Below are 18,057 nucleotides of genomic sequence, written 5' to 3'. Positions count from 1 at the left end.
CGACCCCGCTGTCGCACTCAACTGCGCTGACTCACACTCGCGGCTCGACAGCCGCGGCGGCGTCCCACCCGCCACCCACGTCCAACCCGCCGTCAGATAGACGCCTTGTTCAGCAGGCTCCTAGGGGCAGTACTCGTCGGCGACGCGGGCGGGGATGTCGTCCTTCGGGGTCGGCCGCGCCTCGCAGTCGAGGATGCCGGTCTCGGAGAGGGTCCACGTGGCGCCGGTGCCGTGGGCGGTGGTGCCGTCGGCGCAGGTCACCGTGACCGCGACCGGTTGTTCGTGGACGCCGTGGTAGGCCAGCATGATGCCCGGCATGGGGTTCTGGCCGAGCAGGTCGGACACGATCCGCACGCCGTCCGCCAGGTCGGACGGGACCTGTTCCTCGACCGCCGCACGGACGGCCGGGTCGGTCAGCCACGGCTCGTCATCGGCCCACGTGACGCCGCGGGTCACCTCCTCCCCGGGCATGTCGACGAGCGACATCGACCCGTCGGCGGCCGTCTCGCGCACCTGGACGGCCCTGACCTTCCACGTCGTCTCGCCCTGCGGCTCGACGGTGACCTCGGGGGACACGCACACGAACGCGCGGGTCGGGGTGGGCGAGGCGACGGGCGACGTGGCGGGGGTGCTGACGACCGGCGACGGGGTCGGCTGACCGGCCGTGCAGGCGCTGAGCGTGGCGACGAGGAGCAGTCCGGCCAGGGCCGACAGGGGGCGCATGGCTGCAGTATCCACCGCCCGGACAGCCGCGCGGGCGGGAACAGATGAACGCCCGAGCCCTGGTGGGCTCGGGCGTTCGTGGCGGAGGTGGCGAGATTTGAACTCGCGATGGGGTTAACCCCCAAACCCGCTTAGCAGGCGGGCGCCATAGACCTGACTAGGCGACACCTCCTCGGCCGAGGTGAAAGCCTACCGCCCGCCCGGCAGACGGGCAAAAGGGCAGGCCGGCGGCGAGTATGCTCGACGAGAATCCCCCCATTGGAGGCTGTGATGGCCCGCAGGACCGACCGCGAGAGCGCCTACGAGGCTGCCCGTGCGCTCGAGTCGACCCCGACGAGCCCCACCTCTCCCGCGCGACCCGGCCGCCGCGTGGCCGACCAGGCCTCCCAGCACCGCTCCTTCGCCGGGTCGATCGGCTGGGCGCTGGCGGGCACCGTGCTCCCGGGGCTGGGCCTGACCCGCACCCGGTGGCGCGTGGCGGGGATCATCCTGCTCGTTCTCTCGCTGCTCCTCGCCGTGGCCGTCGGCCTCACCGCGTGGCTGAACCCCAACCTCGCGCTGGCCGCACTGGTCGTCCCGAACATGCTGACGATCCTGTGGGTGGCCGCGATCGTGTTCGGCGTGGTGTGGGCCGCCAGCATAGTGGTGACCCACCTCGCGCTGCGCCCCCGCCCCGCCGCGTGGTGGCAGCGCCTCCTCGGCGGCCTGCTCGTCGGGGCGATGGTGCTCGGCGTCGCGACTCCGTCGTTCGGTGCGGCCCGCGCGATCCGCGACACGTCGCTGCTCATCAACGACGTGTTCGGCCACGAGGGCGCCCAGGTCTCGAGCGACGACGACACCGGGGACTTCGGCAACGCCGTCGACCCGTGGGCGAACAAGGACCGGCTGAACGTGCTGGTCCTCGGTGGCGACGCCGGCGCCGACCGCACCGGCACGCGCACCGACACCGTGATCCTGGCGTCGATGGACACGCACACCGGTGACACCGTCCTGTTCAGCCTGCCCCGCCAGACCCAGAAGATCCCCTTCCCGGCCGGCAGCGCGCTGGCCGAGCGGTTCCCCCAGGGCTTCACCAGCGGCCGGCTCAACGACCAGGCGTACGCGCTGAACGCGATCTACGACTCGGTCCCCCAGTTGGCGCCCGATGCCATCCCCGCCGGTGTCGAGGACCCGGGCGCTGAGGCCCTCAAGCTCGGCGTCGGCGCCGCGCTCGGCCTCAAGGTCGACTACTACGCGATGGTCAACATGCAGGGCTTCGTCGAGTTCGTCAACGCGCTCGGCGGCATCACCGTGAACATCAACCGCCCGGTGCCGGTGGGTGGGCGCACCGACGGTGACATCCCGCCCGACCGCTGGCTGCCCCCCGGCCCCGACCAGCACCTCAACGGCGAGGACGCCCTCTGGTTCGCCCGCGGCCGCTACGGCATCGCGACCGGCGACTACGACCGGATGTCCCGCCAGCGCTGCGTGATCCAGGCCGTGGTGAAGGAGGCCAACCCGACGACGGTGCTGGCCAACTACGAGGCGCTCAGCCGGGCCGGCCGCGAGATCGTGAACTCCGACGTCCCGAACCGCCGGCTGCCCGCCATGGTGGCGCTCGCCCTGCGGGTCAAGGACGGCACGATGACGTCGGTCTCCTTCGAGAACGACAAGGACGGCTTCTCCACCAGCAACCCCGACTGGGAGCTCGTCCGCGCGAGGGTCCAGGACGCCATCCGCCCGGCCCCGCCGGCCCCGACGTCCGCGGCCGCCCCGGCGACGCCCGCGCCCGGCACCCAGCCCTCGCCCGCGGCGTCCGGGACGCCGTCGCCCCGCCCGAGCGCGACCCCGAGCGGCTCGCCGACCCCGGCGGCGCCGTCCTCGGTCGTGGACGAGTGCGCGTACAACCCCGAGCCCTACCCCACCGAGGAGCAGAAGGGCTGAGTCAGCCCTCCCAGACCGTGTAGCCGCGGTCGGCGTCGAGGTGCTCGCTCACGGCCTTCACGATCGCGTCGAACTCGGGCAGCTGGCCCTGCGGCGCGACGAGGTGGACGCGCTCGTCGGCGCCCTGGTGCAGCGTGATCCGCCCGGGGGCGGTGGTGACGCGGGTGACGTCCTTCCAGGTCCCGGTCCGGACGCCGGCCGGCGAGTCCACGCGGTACCCGGCCTCGTCGAGCTCGACCACCACCTGCTGGCGGCGGGACGCCGCGACGGCGGCCCCCAGCAACGCGGCCGCGGCGACGATCAGCAGGACGCCCAGCACGATGACCGCGACCCTCAGCGCCCCCTCGACCGGGAGCACCGCGACGACGGCGCCGCCCGCGGCGAGCAGCGCCGCGACCGCGAACGCGCGCACGGGCGGGCGGGGGGTGATGACGAACCGGTCTGCAGCCACGCGGCGAGAGTGGGATTCGAACCCACGGAGGGTTGCCCCTCGGCCGCTTTCAAGGCGGCTGCACTAGTCCACTATGCGATCTCGCCAGATCGGGAACATCCTAGCGGCGGGGCCTGTGCTGCCCGACTAGGGTTGACCCATGCGTGCCGTCGTTGTCACAGAGCCGGGTGGACCCGAGGTCCTGCAGATCGCCGACGTCGAGGACCCCACCGCGGGGCCGGGCGAACTGCTGATCCGCACCGTCGCCGCGGGCGTGAACCGCGCCGACATCCTGCAGCGGCAGGGCCACTACCCGCCGCCGAAGGGCACCACCGACACGATCGGGCTCGAGGTCTCCGGCCACGTCGAGGCGGTCGGCGACGACGTCGAGGGCTGGTCGGTCGGCGACCCGTGCGTGGCCCTGCTGGCCGGCGGCGGCTACGCCGAGCTGGTCGCGGTGCCCGCCGGGCAGGTGATCGCGCCGCCCGAGGGCGTCGACCTGGTCACCGCCGCCGGGCTGGTCGAGGTGGCCGCCACGGTCGTCTCGAACATGGACCACGTGGGCCTGCGCCCCGGCGAGACCTTCCTCGTGCACGGGGGTGCCGGGGGCATCGGTAGCTTCGCGATCCAGTACGCCAAGGGCCAGGGCTGCCGCGTGGCGACCACCGCGGGCTCGGCCGAGAAGCTCGAGGTCTGCCGCAAGCTCGGCGCCGACATCGCGCTGGACTACCACGACGACTGGGTCACCCAGCTCAAGGAGGCCACCGACGGCAAGGGCGTCGACGTGATCCTCGACATCATGGGCGCCAAGTACCTCGACGCCAACGTGAAGTCCCTGGCCCGCCGCGGCCGCATGGTCGTCATCGGCCTGCAGGGCGGCGTGAAGGGCGAGCTCAACCTCGGCCTGCTGCTGAACAAGGGCGCCACGGTCACCGCGACGTCGCTGCGCTACCGGCCGGTGAACGAGAAGGCCGCGATCGTGGCCCGCGTCGCCGCCGAGGTGTGGCCGCTGATCACGGCGGGCGAGATCAAGGTCGCCCACGAGACCCGGTTCGGCATCGACGAGGTCCGGCAGGCGCACGAGCAGCTCACCGGCGGCAACAATGTGGGGAAGATCGTCCTCACCTTCTAGTCTCGTGCGGTGAACTTCGCCGCCTACGCCGACATCTGGCGCCTGCCCGCCGTACGGCAGGCGGTGCTGCTCGGCGCACTCGGCAAGGCCCCGTGGTTCGGCGCCGGCGTCGTCCTGACGCTGCACGTCGTCGGTGCCCTCGGCCAGACCTACGCCCGCGCCGGCCTCCTGACGGCCGTGTTCACGATCGCGATCGCGCTCGCCTCGCCCCTGCGCGGGCGCTTGCTCGACACCATCGGCCTGCGCCGCACCCTGCTGCCCTCGCTCGTGCTGCTGCCCGTCGCGTTCGTGGCGGCGCCGTTCCTGGACTACTGGCCGCTGCTCTTCGTCATGGGCGGGGTCGGCCTGCTCGCCGTGCCGTGGTTCGTGCTCACCCGCCAGCTGGTGCTGGCCGCGGTGCCCAACTCCCAGCGCCGCGCGGGCCTCGCGCTGGACTCGGTCGTCACCGAGATGGCGTTCATGGCCGGCCCCACCCTCGGCATCCTGCTCGCCACCGCCTGGGACACCGGCTGGACCCTCACCCTCCTCGCCCTCGCCTCGGTCGCCGCTGCGTGGGGGCTCTACATCCTGAACCCACGGCTGGTCAGCGAGTCCCCGGCCACGACCGACCCGGACGCCGCAGGCGGCGGTCCGTCCGACCCGGCTGCGGGTGCCGTGGGTGTGCCCCCGGTGCGCGGGGGCGTCCGGACCTGGCTGAACGGCCCGGTGATCGCGACGTTCGTGGCGACGGTGGCGGCGTCCTTCACCTTGGCCGGGACCGACCTCGCCATGGTCGCCGGGGCGCGGTCGATTGAGGGCGCGGCGTCGCTGGCGATCCTGATCGTGTTCTGGGGTGCCGGCTCGCTGATCGGCGGCCTGCTGTTCGGCGGGCTCCCCCGCGGCAGTCTCGGGCTGATGCCGCTGCTGCTCGGGCTGGCCTTCACCACGATGCTCGCGGCGCTCGGCACCAACATCTGGCTGCTCGCCGCGCTGCTCGGGGTGGCCGGACTCTTCTGCGCGCCGACCTTGGCCGCGACCGGCGAGCGGCTGAGCGACCTGGTGCCCGAGGCGTCCCGCGGTGAGGCGTTCGGCTGGTCCGGGACCATGGCCACCGGCGGCAACGCCCTCGCCCCGCCGATCGTGGGGTTCGTGCTCGACGCGTGGGGCTGGCAGTTCGGCTTCGTCGTCACCGGCCTGTGCGGGCTAGCCCTGGCCGGCGTGGGCTGGGTGGCGTTGAAGCTCGGACGCCGCGGCGTCCGCAGGCACCGGGCCCGGGTGGCGAGCGCCTGAGGCACCTCTCAGGAACGTCGGGCCCCCGCGAACGCCGCCCCTGCCCCGCCCCGACACTCACCCTTGTCACAACCGAGGGGGAAGAGATTCCCCGTGAATGTGACAAGGGTGAGTGTCGCGCCCCGAGGCGTCAGCGCAGGAACAACATCCTCAACCGCAACGAGGCGGCCGTGATGCCGATGAGGCTCATCACCAGGAAGTAGCCCACGTGCACGACGGTCATGCCGTCGAAGTAGCCCACCGACAGCTGGCGCATCAGCTCGACGCCGTGCCACAGGGGGAGCGCCATGATCACCCACTGGATCGCGACCGGGTACACCGTGATCGGGAACAGCGTCGCCGACAGCAGGAACATCGGCAGCAGCACCAGCGGCACCAGGTCGAGCTGCTGGAAGCTCTTCATGAAGCTCGTCACCGCCATGCCCAGCGACGCGAACCCCAGCGCGATCAGCAGCGCCACCGGGATCATCGCCAGCGCCCACCACGACGTCACGAGCCCCATCACGGTGATCACGCCCAGGAAGCCGATCGCGTAGAGCAGTCCGCGGAACAACGCCATGAAGACCTCCCCCAGGGCCACATCGAGCGGCCCGAGCGAGGTCTGCAGCATGCCCTCGTAGAGCTTGCTGTAGCGCAGCTTGAAGAAGACGTTGTTGACCGAGTCGTAGATCGCGCCGTTCATCGCCGAGGTCGCCAGCAGGGCGGGCGCGATGTACATGGCGTACGAGATCGGACGCCCGTCCGGCCCGGGCACGGACCCCACCAGCGCGCCCATCCCCATGCCCATGGCGAGCAGGTAGAACACGGGCTCGAAGAAGCCGGTCGCGATCACGCCCCAGTTCTGGTTGCGGATCACCCGGAAGCCCCGCTCGATCACCGCGCGCGCGTTGCCGGCGTACAGCCCGCCGAACGAGGCGCGCCGGCTCCGCAACCGCTCCCGGATCGGCGCCATCACGCCCGACTCCCGCACCGACGCGCTCACCGGACCAACCTCCGGGTGAAGGTGCGCGCCGCGGCCAGCAGCCCGCCGACGACGCACGCGACCAGGAACACGACGTGCACCACGATCAGCCACGCGGGCACCGAAGCGCCGTACGACACCACCCGCGCCAGCTGGGTGCCGTGCCACATAGGCGAGACCCAGCCGATCCACTGCAGGTAGACCGGCATGGAGGCGAGCGGGAAGAAGGTGCCGGCGAACAGGAACATCGGCATGACCACCAGGCGCTGCACGAAGTTGAACTGCAGCCCCTCCTCCTCCAGCGTCGCCGCGTAGGCCATCAGGGGCGCGAACATCGCCATCGACGCCAGCATCGCGATCGGCACGATGGCCAGCGAACCGACCGAGGGCCACGCCCCGCACGCCAGCCCGACCAGCCAGAACAGCAGCGCCTGCACGAACATGCGCACCGAGATCGCGACGCCCTCGCCGATCGCCATCTGCCACGGCTCGACGGGGGTGGCCTGGGCGGCGAGGTAGTTCTTCATCCACTTGAAGCCGCCGAAGATCGGCCAGGTGCCGAACTGGGCGCCCGTCGACACGACCGTCGCCACCAGCAGCCCGGGCGCGACGAACCACAGGTAGCTGACCCCGTCGACGTCGGTATCCACGATCGAGCCCAGGCCCATCCCCATCGCGACGAGGTAGAGCACCGGGTTGCCGAGGGCGGTGACGAACGCCGTCCAGAAGAACGGCTTCTCGGCGGCCTGCCGGTAGCGCGCGTACTGCACCCAGCCCCAGCGGCGGGTGCGGCGGGCCAGGGCCGCGTGGTCCATCCCCGAGAAGGTGACCACCGGCTGGGCCGTGCCCACGGCGTCCGAACCCTCGGGCCTAGTCAATGAGCGACCTCCCCGTGAGGCGGAGGAACACGTCCTCCAGCGAGGAGCGGCGCACCAGCGACGTCAGCGGGTTGAGCCCGCGGCGGTTGATCTCGTCGAGCAGGGCCTCGCCGGCGTCGTCGTAGAGCAGGATGCGGTCGGGCAGCACCTCGAGGCGGTCGGTCATCGAGCGCAGCACGCCCTCCATCTCGGCGTTGCGGCTCGACCCGAACCGCACCTCGACGACCTCGCGCGTCGAGTACCGCTGGATCAGCTCGCGCGGCGAACCCTCGGCCACGATGCGGCCCTTGTCGATGACCACGAGGCGGTCGCAGAGCTGCTCGGCCTCGTCCATGAAGTGGGTGGTCAGCACCAGGGTGACACCCTGCTCCTTCAGGCGGAACAGCCGGTCCCACAGGATGTGGCGCGCCTGCGGGTCGAGCCCGGTCGTGGGCTCATCCAGCAGCAGGATGCGCGGCTCGTTCACCAGCCCGCGCGCGATCGTCAGGCGGCGCTTCATGCCGCCCGACAGCGCGCTGACCTTGGCGGTGGCCTTCTCGGTGAGCTGCGCGAACTCGAGCAGTTCGTCGGCCTTGGGCTTGAGGTAGCTCAGCGGCAGCCCGAAGTAGCGGCCGTAGACGATGAGGTTGTCACGGGCGCGGAGCTCCTCGTCCAGCGAGTCCTGCTGCGGCACGACGCCGAGGGACGCCCGCACCTCGGGCCCGTTCGCCTCCGGGTCCAGCCCCAGCACGGTCAGCGACCCGGACGTGCGCAGCGAAGTGCCCCCGATCATGCGCATCGTCGTGGACTTGCCGGCGCCGTTGGGGCCGAGCAGCCCGAACGACTCACCGGGCGCGACCTCGAACGAGATCGCGTCGACGGCGGTGAAGTCGCCGAACGTCTTGGTCAGCTCACGGGCTTCGATCACGGGCACGGGCGCACCCTACAAGCCGCCACCGACAGGAAAAAACGGGGGGCCGCTCAGCCGTGCAACTCCCGGCGATCGCGGTGCCAGTCACGGTCACGGTCGCGCTCCCGCCGCGCGCGGGCGGCCTCGGGGTCCTCGGCCGCGCGCCGGCCGGCGGCCCCGGCGCCGATCCAGGTGATCAGCGCGGGGATCGCGGTGCCGATCATCGGCCAGATCGGCCAGTAGTAGTACGGCGTGACCCCGGCGAACAGCCACGTCGAGAGCCAGATCACGTTGAACAGGGCGGCGAGCCCCAGCCACGAGCGCAGCGCGCCGTCCTGCACCTTGCGCGCCTTGACCGCCGGCGCGGGGGCCACCCGGGTGGCCACGACGATGTCGGACAGCAGCGGCACCAGCTCGCCGAGCCGCTTCGAGGCCAGCACCCCGCTCAGCCGCTCGGAGTGCTCGATGCTGTCGAGCCGCCCGTCGGAGAAGGCGGCGTTGATCGCCTCCGCGGCGACGTCACGGTCGGCGTCGCTGGCGCGCACGTCGCCGTGCACGCGGGGGTCGGCGGAGAACCGGGTCCAGACCGGTCCCGGACGCTCGGGCAGCTGCGCGCTCATGTGGGGTGGGCCTTCCGTGAGGGTGGTGCCCCCAGCGTAACCAGCGCAGGGGGCCTGGCCCGCGGCGTCCGAGATCACCGCCGCGGTTGCGCGTACCGCAGCGAGTTCGGCCGGCAGGGCGCCTCGAACGCCACCTTCAGCGAATCCGCGATGCGGCGCTCGGTGCGCAGCGCGAACAGCCGCTCGACGACCCGGTCGCGCAGCATCACCGGGGTGATGGTGTTGAGGTAGATCTTCGTCGCGCCCTCGAACCCGGCCAGCGTCGAGACCCGCCACTTCAGCATCACGCGCCACGGCATCGCGAGGTCGACGTCGATGGGCCGGTAGTGCCACTCCTCGTTGCAGGGCACGTCGGCCCCCGTCGCGGCGTGCATGGCCTGGATCATGTCGCTCATCCCGCGGACCTCCTCGGGCGACTGCTCCCACGGGTCCGGGTGCTCGGACTTGCTGTAGATCTCGATCGTCGGGAACCGGTGCCCGAAGCCCGCGAACGCCATCGCGTGGTCGTTCTCGGCGATGACGAGGTTCTTGTACGAGGCGAAGTTCGTGGCCACCTCGTTGAACAGGTTGGGGTTGGTGCGCAGCTTGGCCAGCGTGGCCTCGTGCTGCACCCCGCGCTCGTCGATCGCGACGAGCTGCTTGTGCAGGTGGTCGAAGCTGGCGCCGGCCGGCTTCAGCCAGTTCTGGAAGACCGTCACGTAGCGCGCGTACCGGTTGAGGTCGTAGAGCCCCTTCACCGACTCGATCGTGTAGGTGATGAACTGCGCGTGCTCGTCGGGGGTCAGGGTGCCCGCCCCGGCCAGCTGGGCGTCGTCGGTCGCGCCGTCGGTGAAGTGCCGGCGGGCGATGATCAGGTCGTGCCCGCCCCCGAAGAAGCCGGACGCCGCGGCGATCCGTTCGTCCTCCCCCATCGCCGCCACCTTGGCCGCCGACAGCCCGGACGCCTTGAGCTTCATGTCCACGACGCTCAGGACGTGCGCCCGGCCGGCCGGTGAGGCCAGGTAGGCCTCGCGGCGTCCGGCGATGTGGGTGGGCAGCGTGTAGCCGTAGTTGAGGTTCCAGTACTCGTAGCTCAGGATCTCGAACAGGTTCGGCACCCGCCGGAAGTCGGCGACGGTGTTGTACATCTCCTCGGCCGGGGTGCGGTAGTGCGTCTCCCAGGTGGTGTTCCCGCGGTGGACGACCCGCGACTTCTCCGGCGGGGTCTCCTCGTAGCGCTTCTCGCAGAACGAGCAGTACGCGCCGTGCTTGTCGGGGTCGAGCGGCTTCGCGTTGACCCCGCCCAGGCCCAGCGGCCGGTTGCCGCGGCCCGGGACCGTCCAGACCTCGGTGCCGGTGAAGGGGTTCAGCTGCTTGACCGTCCCGTCGGCCAGGGTCGTCAGGTAGTCGGGCTCGCGGCTGTACTGCATGGACCCAGCCTGCCCCTCCACCTCACTCCGCACCAAACATCGGGCCGCCGTGTCACCCTGTGGCCGGACCCAGCCCCCTCTGGGTGGGCAGGAGATGCGACAGACTGCCGCTGACTCAGAACCAGCGGGCCAGCTCGGCGACCAACCCGTCGTCGGCCAGGCTGCCGGTCACGGCGTCCGCGACCTCGAGCAACTCGGCCGGCGACCCGCCCATCGCCACCCCGCGCCCGGCCCAGGTCAGCATCTCGATGTCGTTGCGGCCGTCGCCGATGGCGAGCACGTTGGCGGCGTCGATGCCCATCCGGCCGCACACGCGCGCGAGGCCGTGGGCCTTGTCGACTCCCTCGGGCGCGATGTCGAGCCAGGCGGTGTAGCCGATCGCGTACGAGACGCCCTCGAGGCCGAGGCGGTGGGCGAGCTCGATGAACTCCTCCTCGGAGGCGTTGGGGTCGCGGACGATCACGCGGGTCACGTCGGAGCCAGCGAGCTCGTCGACGCTGACCACCTCGATCTCGCCGTGCAGCTCGCCGGCCGGGAACTCGCTCGACACCCGGTAGCCGCGCCCCACCACCTCGACCGCGAGCAGCGGGGCGGGGTGTTCGGCGAGGATCCGGTCGACCACCGGCCGCGGGTCGAAGGTCAGCACGTCCACGACCTCGAACGGCGGGTAGCGCACGGTGACGGCCCCGTTGGAGCACACGTGCTCGGCGTGCTCGAACGGCAACTGCTCGATGACCGTCAGCGCGGACGCCCACGCGCGGCCGGTCGACAGGATCACCGGGACGCCGGCGTCAGCGACGCGTTGGATCGCTGCGCGCACCTGCGGGGCGACGATGTTGGACGCGTCGACGAGCGTTCCGTCGACGTCGAGGGCCACGAGGGCGGGCTGCCAGGTCACGCCCTGAACCCTAGAGAAAAAATGCCGAAGAAATTGTCAGGTTCCACGCAACCTTTCGGGTCGCTCGTGCGTCTTGTGGGTAGAGGAGGTAGGCCCCCATGCTCCAGTACGACTCCACCCCCACCCGCGTCCAGCGTCTCCGCGCGCGGGCCTACTGCGTCATGATCGCCATCGCCGCGATCGCGACCGCCGCCGTGTTCCTGCTGCCGAGGCTGCTCCCCTGAGCCTTGAACCGAGCCGGTGGGTAGGTTGGGTGACGTGAGCACCACACCCCAGCCCGGCCCCGGTCGTGAACTGCACCTGCGCGTGGGCACCGCCCAACGCGAGCGCGCGCTGGAACTCATCCGCAACGCCGCCGCCGACGAGCGGATCACCTTCGACGAGCTCGAGGGGCGCGTCCCCCGGGCGCTGGGCGCCGTGACCCGCGCCGACCTGGTCGCGGTGCTCGAGGACCTCGTGCCCGCCGCCGAGGTGGACGCCGTCGTGGGCCTGGACGCCCCGATCGGCGAGGGCCCGGGGTATTCCTGGGACGACCCGCTCGTGCTCGAGGGCACGGGCTGGAAGCAGCTCACCGTCTCCGGTGAGTGGGTGGCCCCGCCGTTCATCGAGGTGCACACCTCCATCGGCGGCGTGCTGCTCGACTTCACGCTCGCTGCCGCGCCCGCCAAGGTGATCGACCTGGTGCTCGTCGTGAACGACTGGGGCACCACCACGATCGTCGTCCCGGAAGGCTGGGGCGTCGACACCCAGGCCACCCAGGCCGAGGCGAGCTACATCGAGACCCGCGGCGTCCGGACCCGCCCCCAGCACGGCAAGCCCCGCATCATCGTGCGCGGACGCACGTCGGGCCAGGTCAAGGTGAAGGTCTCGACCGAGAAGGACGTCCTCAAGGCCCAGCGCGTCATCGCCAAGGGCCGCCCCGGCATGCCCGAACTGCCGAGGGCTTGAGTTTCCCGCGCCCAAGGCTTGAGTTTCCCGCGCCCAAGGCTTGAGTTTCCCGCGCCGAGGGCTTGGGCTTCGGCCCCCGGCCCGGCGACGACTGGCAGAATCGCGTCATGGAAGAGACCACGTTCACCGTTCCCAGCAACGACGGCATCGACCTCCACGTCTACCGGTGGGCCCCCGAGGGTGAGCCTCGGGCCGTCATCCAGGTGCAGCACGGGCTGGCCGAACACGGCGCCCGCTACCGCCGCTTCGCCGAGGCGCTGACGGCGGCCGGCTACCTCGTCTACGCCCCGGACGCCCGCGGCTCGGGCCTCACCGCCGCCGGCAAGCACGGCGACTGGGGACCCGACGGCTGGCAGGGCTGGGTGGACGACCTCGGCGTCCTCAACAAGCGCATCCGCGAGGACGCCCCCGGCCTGCCGCTGGTCCTGTTCGGCCACTCGATGGGCTCGTTCGCCACCCAGCACTTCCTGCTCGACCACGCATCCGACGTCGAGGCCGTCGTCCTGTCGGGAACCGGCGACGCCGCCGTCCTCGCCCCCATGCTCGGCTCGGACGCCCCCACCGACCTCAGCGCCTTCAACGCCCCGTTCGAGCACCGCACCGGGTTCGAGTGGCTCTCGCGCGACGCGGACGAGGTCGACAAGTACGTCGCCGACCCCCTGTGCGGGTGGGCCGCGCCGTCGCCCGCGGGCATCGTGTCGCTGGCCCGCGCGGCCGACCCCGAGGCGCTGTCAGCCATCCCGAAGGACCTGCCGATCCTGCTGATCTCGGGCCGCGACGACCCTGTCGGCGGCGCCGGCGGCGAGGGCGTCGAGGCGGTGGCCCAGCGCTACCGGGACGCCGGCCTGACCGACGTCGAGGTGCACCTGTACCCCGAGGCCCGCCACGAGCTGCTGAACGAGACCAACCGCGACGAGGTCACCGCCGACGTCATCGCGTTCCTGGACCGCGCCCTGGCCTGACGGCCCGCACCGCGAACGTGGGCGCCCCCGGGTCGAAGGGGGCGCCCGCGACGTCGCCGGTGACCTCGACCACGTCGAACCCCACCGACTCGACCTCGGCGCGCACCTCGTCGACGGTCAACCGCGCATGGGCCAGCGACCGGGCCGAGGCGTCCACACCCAGAACCCGGACGCCGCGCCGCGCCAGCCGCACGGCGTACAACCCCGGACCGCAGCCCAGGTCGAGCACGCGCGACCCCGGCCCCAACCCCAACACGGAGCGGAGCCAGTCGACCGACGCGTCGATGAACGCGTGCGGCCGCGACGCCGCCGCGGTCGCCGGGTCACGGCTCCACCGCCTGCATCGCCTTGAGGATCGTCACCTGCCGCGTGACCGAGCCGTGCCAGTCGTCCTGCCGGCTCTCGGCCGAGCCGTCCTGCACCGCCCAGCCCAAGTTGATCGCGCAGCGCACCACCACCCAGTCGCGGGCAGCACGCTCGTCGAGGCCGGCGGTGTCGACGACCGCGTAGAACCGGTCACGGATCGCCTCCCCGACGTCCCCGGACGCCTCGAGGTCGGCCCAGCGGTTCCACAGCAGCGGCGCCACCTCGTACTCGGGCGCGGCGTTGTAGCCCTTGGGGTCGATCGCGACCCACTCGTCGCCGCGGGCCATGACGTTGAGGTAGTGCAGGTCGCCGTGCACGACGTGGGTGCCGGGCTCGGCGGCCAGCTCGCGGCCGGCGCGCAACGCCCAGTCGACGAACCGCGGCGGCGCGGGCACCGCACGCCCCAGCCCCTCCAGCTCACCCAGCCAGCGGCGCACGAACGCGTGCCCGTCGGGCAGTTGCGGGGCGGCCCGGCGGTGCAGCCGGCCGTACAGCCCGGCCACGATCCGGGACGCCTCGTCGGCGTCCCAGTGCTCCTGCAGTTGGCCGTCCAACCACTCCAACAGCAGGACGCCGCGGCGCGGGTCGGCCCGCACCAACTCGACCGCGGGGCGTCCACCCCACAGGGTCAGGGTCGGGATCTCGCCGACGTTGTCGGCCTCGACGTGGCTGAACTTGCAGGCCCGGCGGACGCCGTCGGCGTCCAGCACCGGGTACACCCGCGCCGTGACGCCGGACATCGGCTCTCCGACGGGGGTCAGGTGCCAGCGCCGGAAGGTGTCCTCGATGAGGCGCGGGAGGCCGTCCTCCCACGCCTGCCGGGACACCGGGCCGGAACTCAAGCGGCGGCGACCGGGGTCAGGAACTCGCGCCCGCCGAGGTAGGGCCGCAGCGCCTCGGGGACGCGCACCGACCCGTCGGCCTGCTGGTGGTTCTCCAGGATCATGATGATCGTGCGGGTCATCGCACACAGCGTGCCGTTGAGGGTGGCCAGCGGGCGGGTGCCCTCGGCGTCCCGCAGCCGGATGTTGAGGCGGCGCGCCTGGAACTCGGTGCAGTTCGAGGTCGACGTGATCTCGCGGTAGCGCTCCTGGGTGGGCAGCCATCCGTAGCAGTCGAACTTGCGGGCGGCCGACGAGCCGAGGTCACCCGAGGCGACGTCGAGCACCTGGTACGGGATCTCGAGCGACTCGATGAAAGCCTTCTCGTAGCCCAGCAGCTTGGCGTGCTCGGCCTCGGCCTCCTCGGGCGAGCAGTAGACGAACAGCTCGGCCTTGTCGAACCAGTGCACGCGGAAGATGCCGCGGGTGTCCTTGCCGTAGGCGCCCGCCTCGCGGCGGAAGCAGGACGACCAGCCCACGTAGTGCTTCGGCAGCGACTCGGCGGGCAGGATCTCGTCGGAGTGGTAGGCCGCCAGCGCGACCTCGGAGGTGCCGACCAGGTACAGGTCGTCGCGCTCGAGGTGGTAGACGTCCTCGGCGGCCTGGCCCAGGAAGCCGGTGCCGGCCATCGCCTCGGGCTTGACCAGCGACGGCACGATCATCGGCATGAACCCCCACGAGGAGGCCATCGCCATCGCGTGCTGCAGCAGCGCGAACTCGAGCTGGGCGCCCTGACCGGTGAGCACGTAGAACCGCGAGCCGGAGATCTTGGCACCGCGCTCCATGTCGATGGCGCCGAGCATCTCGCCGAGCTCGAGGTGGTCGCGCGGGGTGAAGCCCTCGGCCGCGAAGTCGCGCGGGGTGCCCCAGGTCTCGATGATCTCGCCCTCGTCCTCGCCACCGGAGGGGACGCCGTCGATCACGATGTTGCCCAGCTGCATCATCAGCTGGTCGTAGGTCGCCTGCGCGGCCTCGGTCTCGGCCTGCGCCTCCTTCACCGAGGCGGCCAGCGCCTTGGTCTGGGCCAGCAGCTCGGCCTTCTCCTCGGGCGACGCCTTCGGGATGCGCGCCGACAACGCCTTCTGCTCGGCCCGGGCCGTCTCGGAGCTCGCCATCAGCGAGCGGCGGCGCTCGTCGGCGGCGACGAGTTCGTCCACGAGCTCCACGGACTCGCCGCGGGCGGCCTGGCTGCGACGCACGGCGTCAGGGTTGGTGCGCAGAATCTTCGGGTCGATCACAGGCCCGATCCTATCGGTGACCGCCGGCCTGCCAGACTGGGGGCGTGAGGAGGCGGATCGGGCTCGCGCACGTCGCCCTGGTGGCGACGGCGGTGGCCTTCGCCCTCTGGACGTGGCTCGCCCTCGGCACCTCCACCTTCGCGGCGGTCGACGCGGCCTCGCGGCGTCCGGGAGTCGACCCGATGGGCACTCGCGGCCAGATCCTCGCCGCCATCGCGATCGTCACCACCCCGACCGTCGTCTACACCGTGCTCGCGGCGGTCACCTTCTGGGCCGCGCGCCGCCGCCTGCACAACCTGGCGTGGGGGATGGGCGCCTCGATCCCGCTCGGGTGGGGCGGTGCGCAGCTGGTGAAGGCGCTGGCCCGGCGTCCACGGCCCGACACCGCCGCACCCCTGATCACCGCCGAGGGCTGGGCCTACCCCAGCTCGCACATGGTCGCGATCACGGTGCTGGCGATCATGGTGATCTCCGCGATGGTCGTCACGCGCCGGCGGCGCACCTCGATCGTGCTGGCCTCAACCGGCCTCGTGCTGCTGTGGTGGCTCGTGTTCGCCGACCGCTGGTGGCTGCGCGCGCACTGGTTCACCGACCTGATCGCGGGTGGGTTCCTCGGCGGGTTCGTCGCGTCGCTCTGCCTCGCGGTGGCCGGGGTGAGCGTGATCCGGTTCGGGCCGGTGCACCGCCCACCCGGCGTGGCTCGGCGCGCGGGTGTCATCTTCAACCCCGTCAAGGTGCCCGACCCGGTGGTGTTCCGCCGGCAGGTCGAGGGCGAGTGCGCCCAGCGCGGCTGGGAGCCCCCACTGTGGCTCGAGACGGACGCCGCGGACTCGGGCATCGCCGTCTCCCGGGCCGCCCGCAAGCGGAAGCTCGACCTCGTGCTGGTCGCCGGCGGCGACGGCACGGTGCGGACGGTCTGCGCGACGCTGGCCGACTCGCGGATCCCGATCGCGATCCTGCCCGTGGGCACCGGCAACCTGCTGGCCCGCAACCTGGGCGTCCCGCTCGACGTGGCCGACGCCCTCGACGTCGCCTTCGACGGCAACGCGATGCCGGTCGACGTGGTGCAGCTGCGCGCCGACGGCGGCGACCCCGACCACTCGATGGTGATGGCCGGCATGGGCCTGGACGCCAAGATCATGAGCGAGACCAACACCGACCTGAAGAAGGTGATGGGCCCGGCCGCCTACGTGATGGCCGCGCTGACGACGCTGAACAGTCCGCCGTTCCGGGCGACGGTGACCCTCGACGGCGGCTCCCCCCTCCGCCGGACGCCCGCCGTCGCCCTCGTCGCCAACGTCGGCAACGTGCAGGGCCAGATCGCGTTGGCCCCCGACGCGCTGCCCGACGACGGGCTCATCGACGTGATGTTGGCCTCCCCCGAGCGCGTCGGCGACTGGGGCGCCATCGCCACCCGCGTGCTCACCCGCGCCGCCGACCACCCCGGCGTCGAGCGCGCTCAGGTGCGCAAGCTGGTCATCGAGACCGAGGAGCCGGTGCCGTTCCAGATCGACGGCGACACCATCGGCGAGTGCACCCGCCTCGACGTCGGGATCCTCCCCGGCGCGGTCCTGGTGATGGTGCCGTAGGGTCGCCACCGCTCCCTAGGATCGCCCCATGAAGTGCATCGGGCTGCTCGGCGGCATGAGCTGGGAATCCACCGCCGAGTACTACCGCCTCATCAATCGCGAGGTCGCTCGCCGGCTCGGTGGGCTGCACTCGGCGCGCATCGTGCTGGCGTCGGTCGACTTCGCCGAGGTGGCCGCCCTCCAGGCCTCCGGCGACTGGGACGCCGCGGGTCGCCTCCTCGCCACCCAGGCCGCCCGTCTGGAGGGCGCCGGCGCGGACCTCGTCCTGATCTGCGCGAACACCATGCACAAGGTCGCCGACGCGGTGCAGGACGCCATCGGTGTCCCCCTGCTGCACCTGGCCGACGCCACCGCCGACGCCGTGCGCGCCGCCGGGATCACCCGCGTCGGCCTGCTCGGCACCGCCTACACGATGGAGCAGGACTTCTACCGCGACCGGCTGGCCACCCACGGCCTCGCGGTGCTCGTCCCCGACGCCGACGACCGCGCCGAGGTGCACCGCACCATCTACGACGAGCTGTGCCGCGGCGAAGTGCTGGACGAGTCGCATCGGACCCACCTCGCGATCATCGAACGGCTCCGCGCCCGGGGTGCGGAGGGCATCATCCTCGGCTGCACGGAGCTGGAGCTCCTCCTCGACCCGGACGCCGACGGCTCGGTCCCCCTGTTCGCCACCACCCGGATCCACGCGCGGGCGGCGGTGGACGCAGCGTTGGCCTAGGGCGTGTCGCGTAACTGGTCTCGTAGGCAGATGATGGTGCTGGCCAGGACGAGGCCGGCGCGGTAGTTGCGAGCGAGTTTGTCGTAGCGGGTGGCGATGGCGCGGAACTCCTTGATCCGGTTGAAGAAGCGTTCCACCACGTTCCTGCCCTTGTAGATGGTGGGATCGAAGGCAGGTGGGCGACCGCCGCGGCTGCCCTTGGCCTTGCGACGGGCGATCT

19 protein-coding genes, 2 tRNA genes and 1 pseudogene are annotated in these 18,057 nt (G+C 71.9%); 8 read left to right on the top strand and 14 right to left on the bottom strand.

The annotated features are described in order from the left end of the window. Positions 1-120 precede the first annotated feature (120 nt). Both H5397_RS16165 and H5397_RS16160 read right to left on the bottom strand, forming a co-directional pair. Positions 121-723: a hypothetical protein gene (locus tag H5397_RS16165; RefSeq protein ID WP_182818699.1), complete on the bottom strand. Its 603-nt coding sequence runs from the start codon at positions 721-723 to the stop codon at positions 121-123. A 79-nt stretch (positions 724-802) separates the two neighbouring features. Continuing rightward, positions 803-895: transfer RNA gene (locus H5397_RS16160), tRNA-Ser, on the bottom strand. Between the two features lie 98 nt (positions 896-993). Here H5397_RS16160 and H5397_RS16155 point away from each other — a divergent pair. Continuing rightward, positions 994-2,646: an LCP family protein gene (locus H5397_RS16155; protein ID WP_182818697.1), complete on the top strand. Its 1,653-nt coding sequence runs from the start codon at positions 994-996 to the stop codon at positions 2,644-2,646. Position 2,647: 1 nt separating this feature from the next. Here the strand turns inward: H5397_RS16155 and H5397_RS16150 are convergent, their stop codons facing one another. Further along, positions 2,648-3,097: a hypothetical protein gene (locus H5397_RS16150; RefSeq protein WP_182818696.1), complete on the bottom strand. Its 450-nt coding sequence runs from the start codon at positions 3,095-3,097 to the stop codon at positions 2,648-2,650. Position 3,098: 1 nt separating this feature from the next. Next, a tRNA-Ser gene (locus tag H5397_RS16145) sits at positions 3,099-3,183 on the bottom strand. A 53-nt stretch (positions 3,184-3,236) separates the two neighbouring features. Between H5397_RS16145 and H5397_RS16140 the strand changes: the two genes are divergently transcribed. Further along, entirely contained in the window at positions 3,237-4,208 is a 972-nt protein-coding gene (locus H5397_RS16140; RefSeq protein ID WP_182818694.1) for an NAD(P)H-quinone oxidoreductase, read from the top strand. Positions 4,209-4,217: 9 nt separating this feature from the next. Continuing rightward, the gene (locus H5397_RS16135; protein ID WP_182818693.1) at positions 4,218-5,477 is read left to right on the top strand and encodes an MFS transporter; all 1,260 of its coding nucleotides are present in this window, start codon (positions 4,218-4,220) and stop codon (positions 5,475-5,477) included. Positions 5,478-5,607: 130 nt separating this feature from the next. On the opposite strand, the gene H5397_RS16130 is transcribed toward H5397_RS16135, so the two are convergent. The 6 genes from H5397_RS16130 to H5397_RS16105 form a co-directional block, all read right to left on the bottom strand. Then, positions 5,608-6,459 carry an ABC transporter permease gene (locus H5397_RS16130; protein WP_309224389.1) on the bottom strand — a complete coding sequence of 284 codons (852 nt, stop codon included), beginning with the start codon at positions 6,457-6,459 and terminating at the stop codon, positions 5,608-5,610. Next, positions 6,456-7,289 (bottom strand): ABC transporter permease, encoded by an 834-nt coding sequence (locus tag H5397_RS16125; protein ID WP_220492359.1) that lies wholly within the window; start codon positions 7,287-7,289, stop codon positions 6,456-6,458. Before H5397_RS16125 ends, H5397_RS16130 begins: the two co-directional genes overlap by 4 nt. Before the next feature lie 19 nt (positions 7,290-7,308). Continuing rightward, positions 7,309-8,229: an ABC transporter ATP-binding protein gene (locus tag H5397_RS16120; protein ID WP_182818691.1), complete on the bottom strand. Its 921-nt coding sequence runs from the start codon at positions 8,227-8,229 to the stop codon at positions 7,309-7,311. Between the two features lie 47 nt (positions 8,230-8,276). Further along, the gene (locus tag H5397_RS16115; RefSeq protein WP_182818689.1) at positions 8,277-8,825 is read right to left on the bottom strand and encodes a DUF1707 domain-containing protein; all 549 of its coding nucleotides are present in this window, start codon (positions 8,823-8,825) and stop codon (positions 8,277-8,279) included. A gap of 74 nt (positions 8,826-8,899) precedes the next feature. After that, entirely contained in the window at positions 8,900-10,234 is a 1,335-nt protein-coding gene (locus tag H5397_RS16110; RefSeq protein ID WP_182818688.1) for a DUF4921 family protein, read from the bottom strand. A gap of 115 nt (positions 10,235-10,349) precedes the next feature. Then, positions 10,350-11,132, bottom strand: coding sequence for an HAD family hydrolase (locus H5397_RS16105; RefSeq protein ID WP_182818687.1), 783 nt, complete (start codon positions 11,130-11,132; stop codon positions 10,350-10,352). A gap of 98 nt (positions 11,133-11,230) precedes the next feature. Between H5397_RS16105 and H5397_RS18585 the strand changes: the two genes are divergently transcribed. The 3 genes from H5397_RS18585 (at position 11,231) to H5397_RS16095 (ending at position 13,042) form a co-directional block, all read left to right on the top strand. Then, on the top strand, positions 11,231-11,356 hold the full coding sequence (locus tag H5397_RS18585; RefSeq protein WP_255437184.1) for a hypothetical protein: 126 nt from the start codon (positions 11,231-11,233) through the stop codon (positions 11,354-11,356). Positions 11,357-11,390: 34 nt separating this feature from the next. Continuing rightward, the gene (locus tag H5397_RS16100) at positions 11,391-12,080 is read left to right on the top strand and encodes a DUF1707 domain-containing protein (protein ID WP_182818686.1); all 690 of its coding nucleotides are present in this window, start codon (positions 11,391-11,393) and stop codon (positions 12,078-12,080) included. Between the two features lie 107 nt (positions 12,081-12,187). After that, on the top strand, positions 12,188-13,042 hold the full coding sequence (locus H5397_RS16095; protein ID WP_182818685.1) for an alpha/beta fold hydrolase: 855 nt from the start codon (positions 12,188-12,190) through the stop codon (positions 13,040-13,042). On the opposite strand, the pseudogene H5397_RS16090 reads toward H5397_RS16095, so the two are convergent. The 3 genes and pseudogenes from H5397_RS16090 to serS all read right to left on the bottom strand — a co-directional run. Continuing rightward, positions 13,011-13,334, bottom strand: a pseudogene (locus tag H5397_RS16090) (class I SAM-dependent methyltransferase); the annotation flags it as partial. The gene H5397_RS16095 and the pseudogene H5397_RS16090 sit on opposite strands and share 32 nt — an antisense overlap. Before the next feature lie 31 nt (positions 13,335-13,365). Next, on the bottom strand, positions 13,366-14,235 hold the full coding sequence (locus H5397_RS16085) for an aminoglycoside phosphotransferase family protein (RefSeq protein ID WP_182818684.1): 870 nt from the start codon (positions 14,233-14,235) through the stop codon (positions 13,366-13,368). A gap of 11 nt (positions 14,236-14,246) precedes the next feature. Further along, positions 14,247-15,527: a serine--tRNA ligase gene (gene serS / locus H5397_RS16080; protein ID WP_182818682.1), complete on the bottom strand. Its 1,281-nt coding sequence runs from the start codon at positions 15,525-15,527 to the stop codon at positions 14,247-14,249. A gap of 44 nt (positions 15,528-15,571) precedes the next feature. Here serS and H5397_RS16075 point away from each other — a divergent pair, with 44 nt between their 5' ends. Both H5397_RS16075 and H5397_RS16070 read left to right on the top strand, forming a co-directional pair. Next, entirely contained in the window at positions 15,572-17,116 is a 1,545-nt protein-coding gene (locus H5397_RS16075; RefSeq protein ID WP_182818681.1) for a diacylglycerol kinase family protein, read from the top strand. Positions 17,117-17,144: 28 nt separating this feature from the next. Continuing rightward, entirely contained in the window at positions 17,145-17,837 is a 693-nt protein-coding gene (locus H5397_RS16070; protein WP_182818680.1) for an aspartate/glutamate racemase family protein, read from the top strand. On the opposite strand, the gene H5397_RS16065 is transcribed toward H5397_RS16070, so the two are convergent. Next, positions 17,834-18,057 (bottom strand): transposase (locus H5397_RS16065; protein ID WP_182814264.1); only part of this gene is annotated, 224 nt, incomplete at its 5' end. The genes H5397_RS16070 and H5397_RS16065 overlap by 4 nt on opposite strands.

The sequence above is a fragment of the Propioniciclava sp. MC1683 genome (genome assembly GCF_014164675.1).
Lineage (GTDB): Bacteria > Actinomycetota > Actinomycetes > Propionibacteriales > Propionibacteriaceae > Propioniciclava.
The sequence above is the reverse complement of the archived record's forward strand: the minus strand, read 5'-3'. Positions and strand labels throughout refer to the sequence as shown.

Bases quoted from the DNA above. Each gene is read 5' to 3' on its own strand.
- H5397_RS16165 (WP_182818699.1), bottom strand. From the start codon at position 723: ATGCGCCCCCTGTCGGCCCTGGCCGGACTGCTCCTCGTCGCCACGCTC.
- H5397_RS16155 (WP_182818697.1), top strand. From the start codon at position 994: ATGGCCCGCAGGACCGACCGCGAGAGCGCCTACGAGGCTGCCCGTGCG.
- H5397_RS16140 (WP_182818694.1), top strand. From the start codon at position 3,237: ATGCGTGCCGTCGTTGTCACAGAGCCGGGTGGACCCGAGGTCCTGCAG.
- H5397_RS16115 (WP_182818689.1), bottom strand. From the start codon at position 8,825: ATGAGCGCGCAGCTGCCCGAGCGTCCGGGACCGGTCTGGACCCGGTTC.
- H5397_RS16110 (WP_182818688.1), bottom strand. From the start codon at position 10,234: ATGCAGTACAGCCGCGAGCCCGACTACCTGACGACCCTGGCCGACGGG.
- H5397_RS18585 (WP_255437184.1), top strand. From the start codon at position 11,231: ATGCTCCAGTACGACTCCACCCCCACCCGCGTCCAGCGTCTCCGCGCG.
- H5397_RS16095 (WP_182818685.1), top strand. From the start codon at position 12,188: ATGGAAGAGACCACGTTCACCGTTCCCAGCAACGACGGCATCGACCTC.
- H5397_RS16070 (WP_182818680.1), top strand. From the start codon at position 17,145: ATGAAGTGCATCGGGCTGCTCGGCGGCATGAGCTGGGAATCCACCGCC.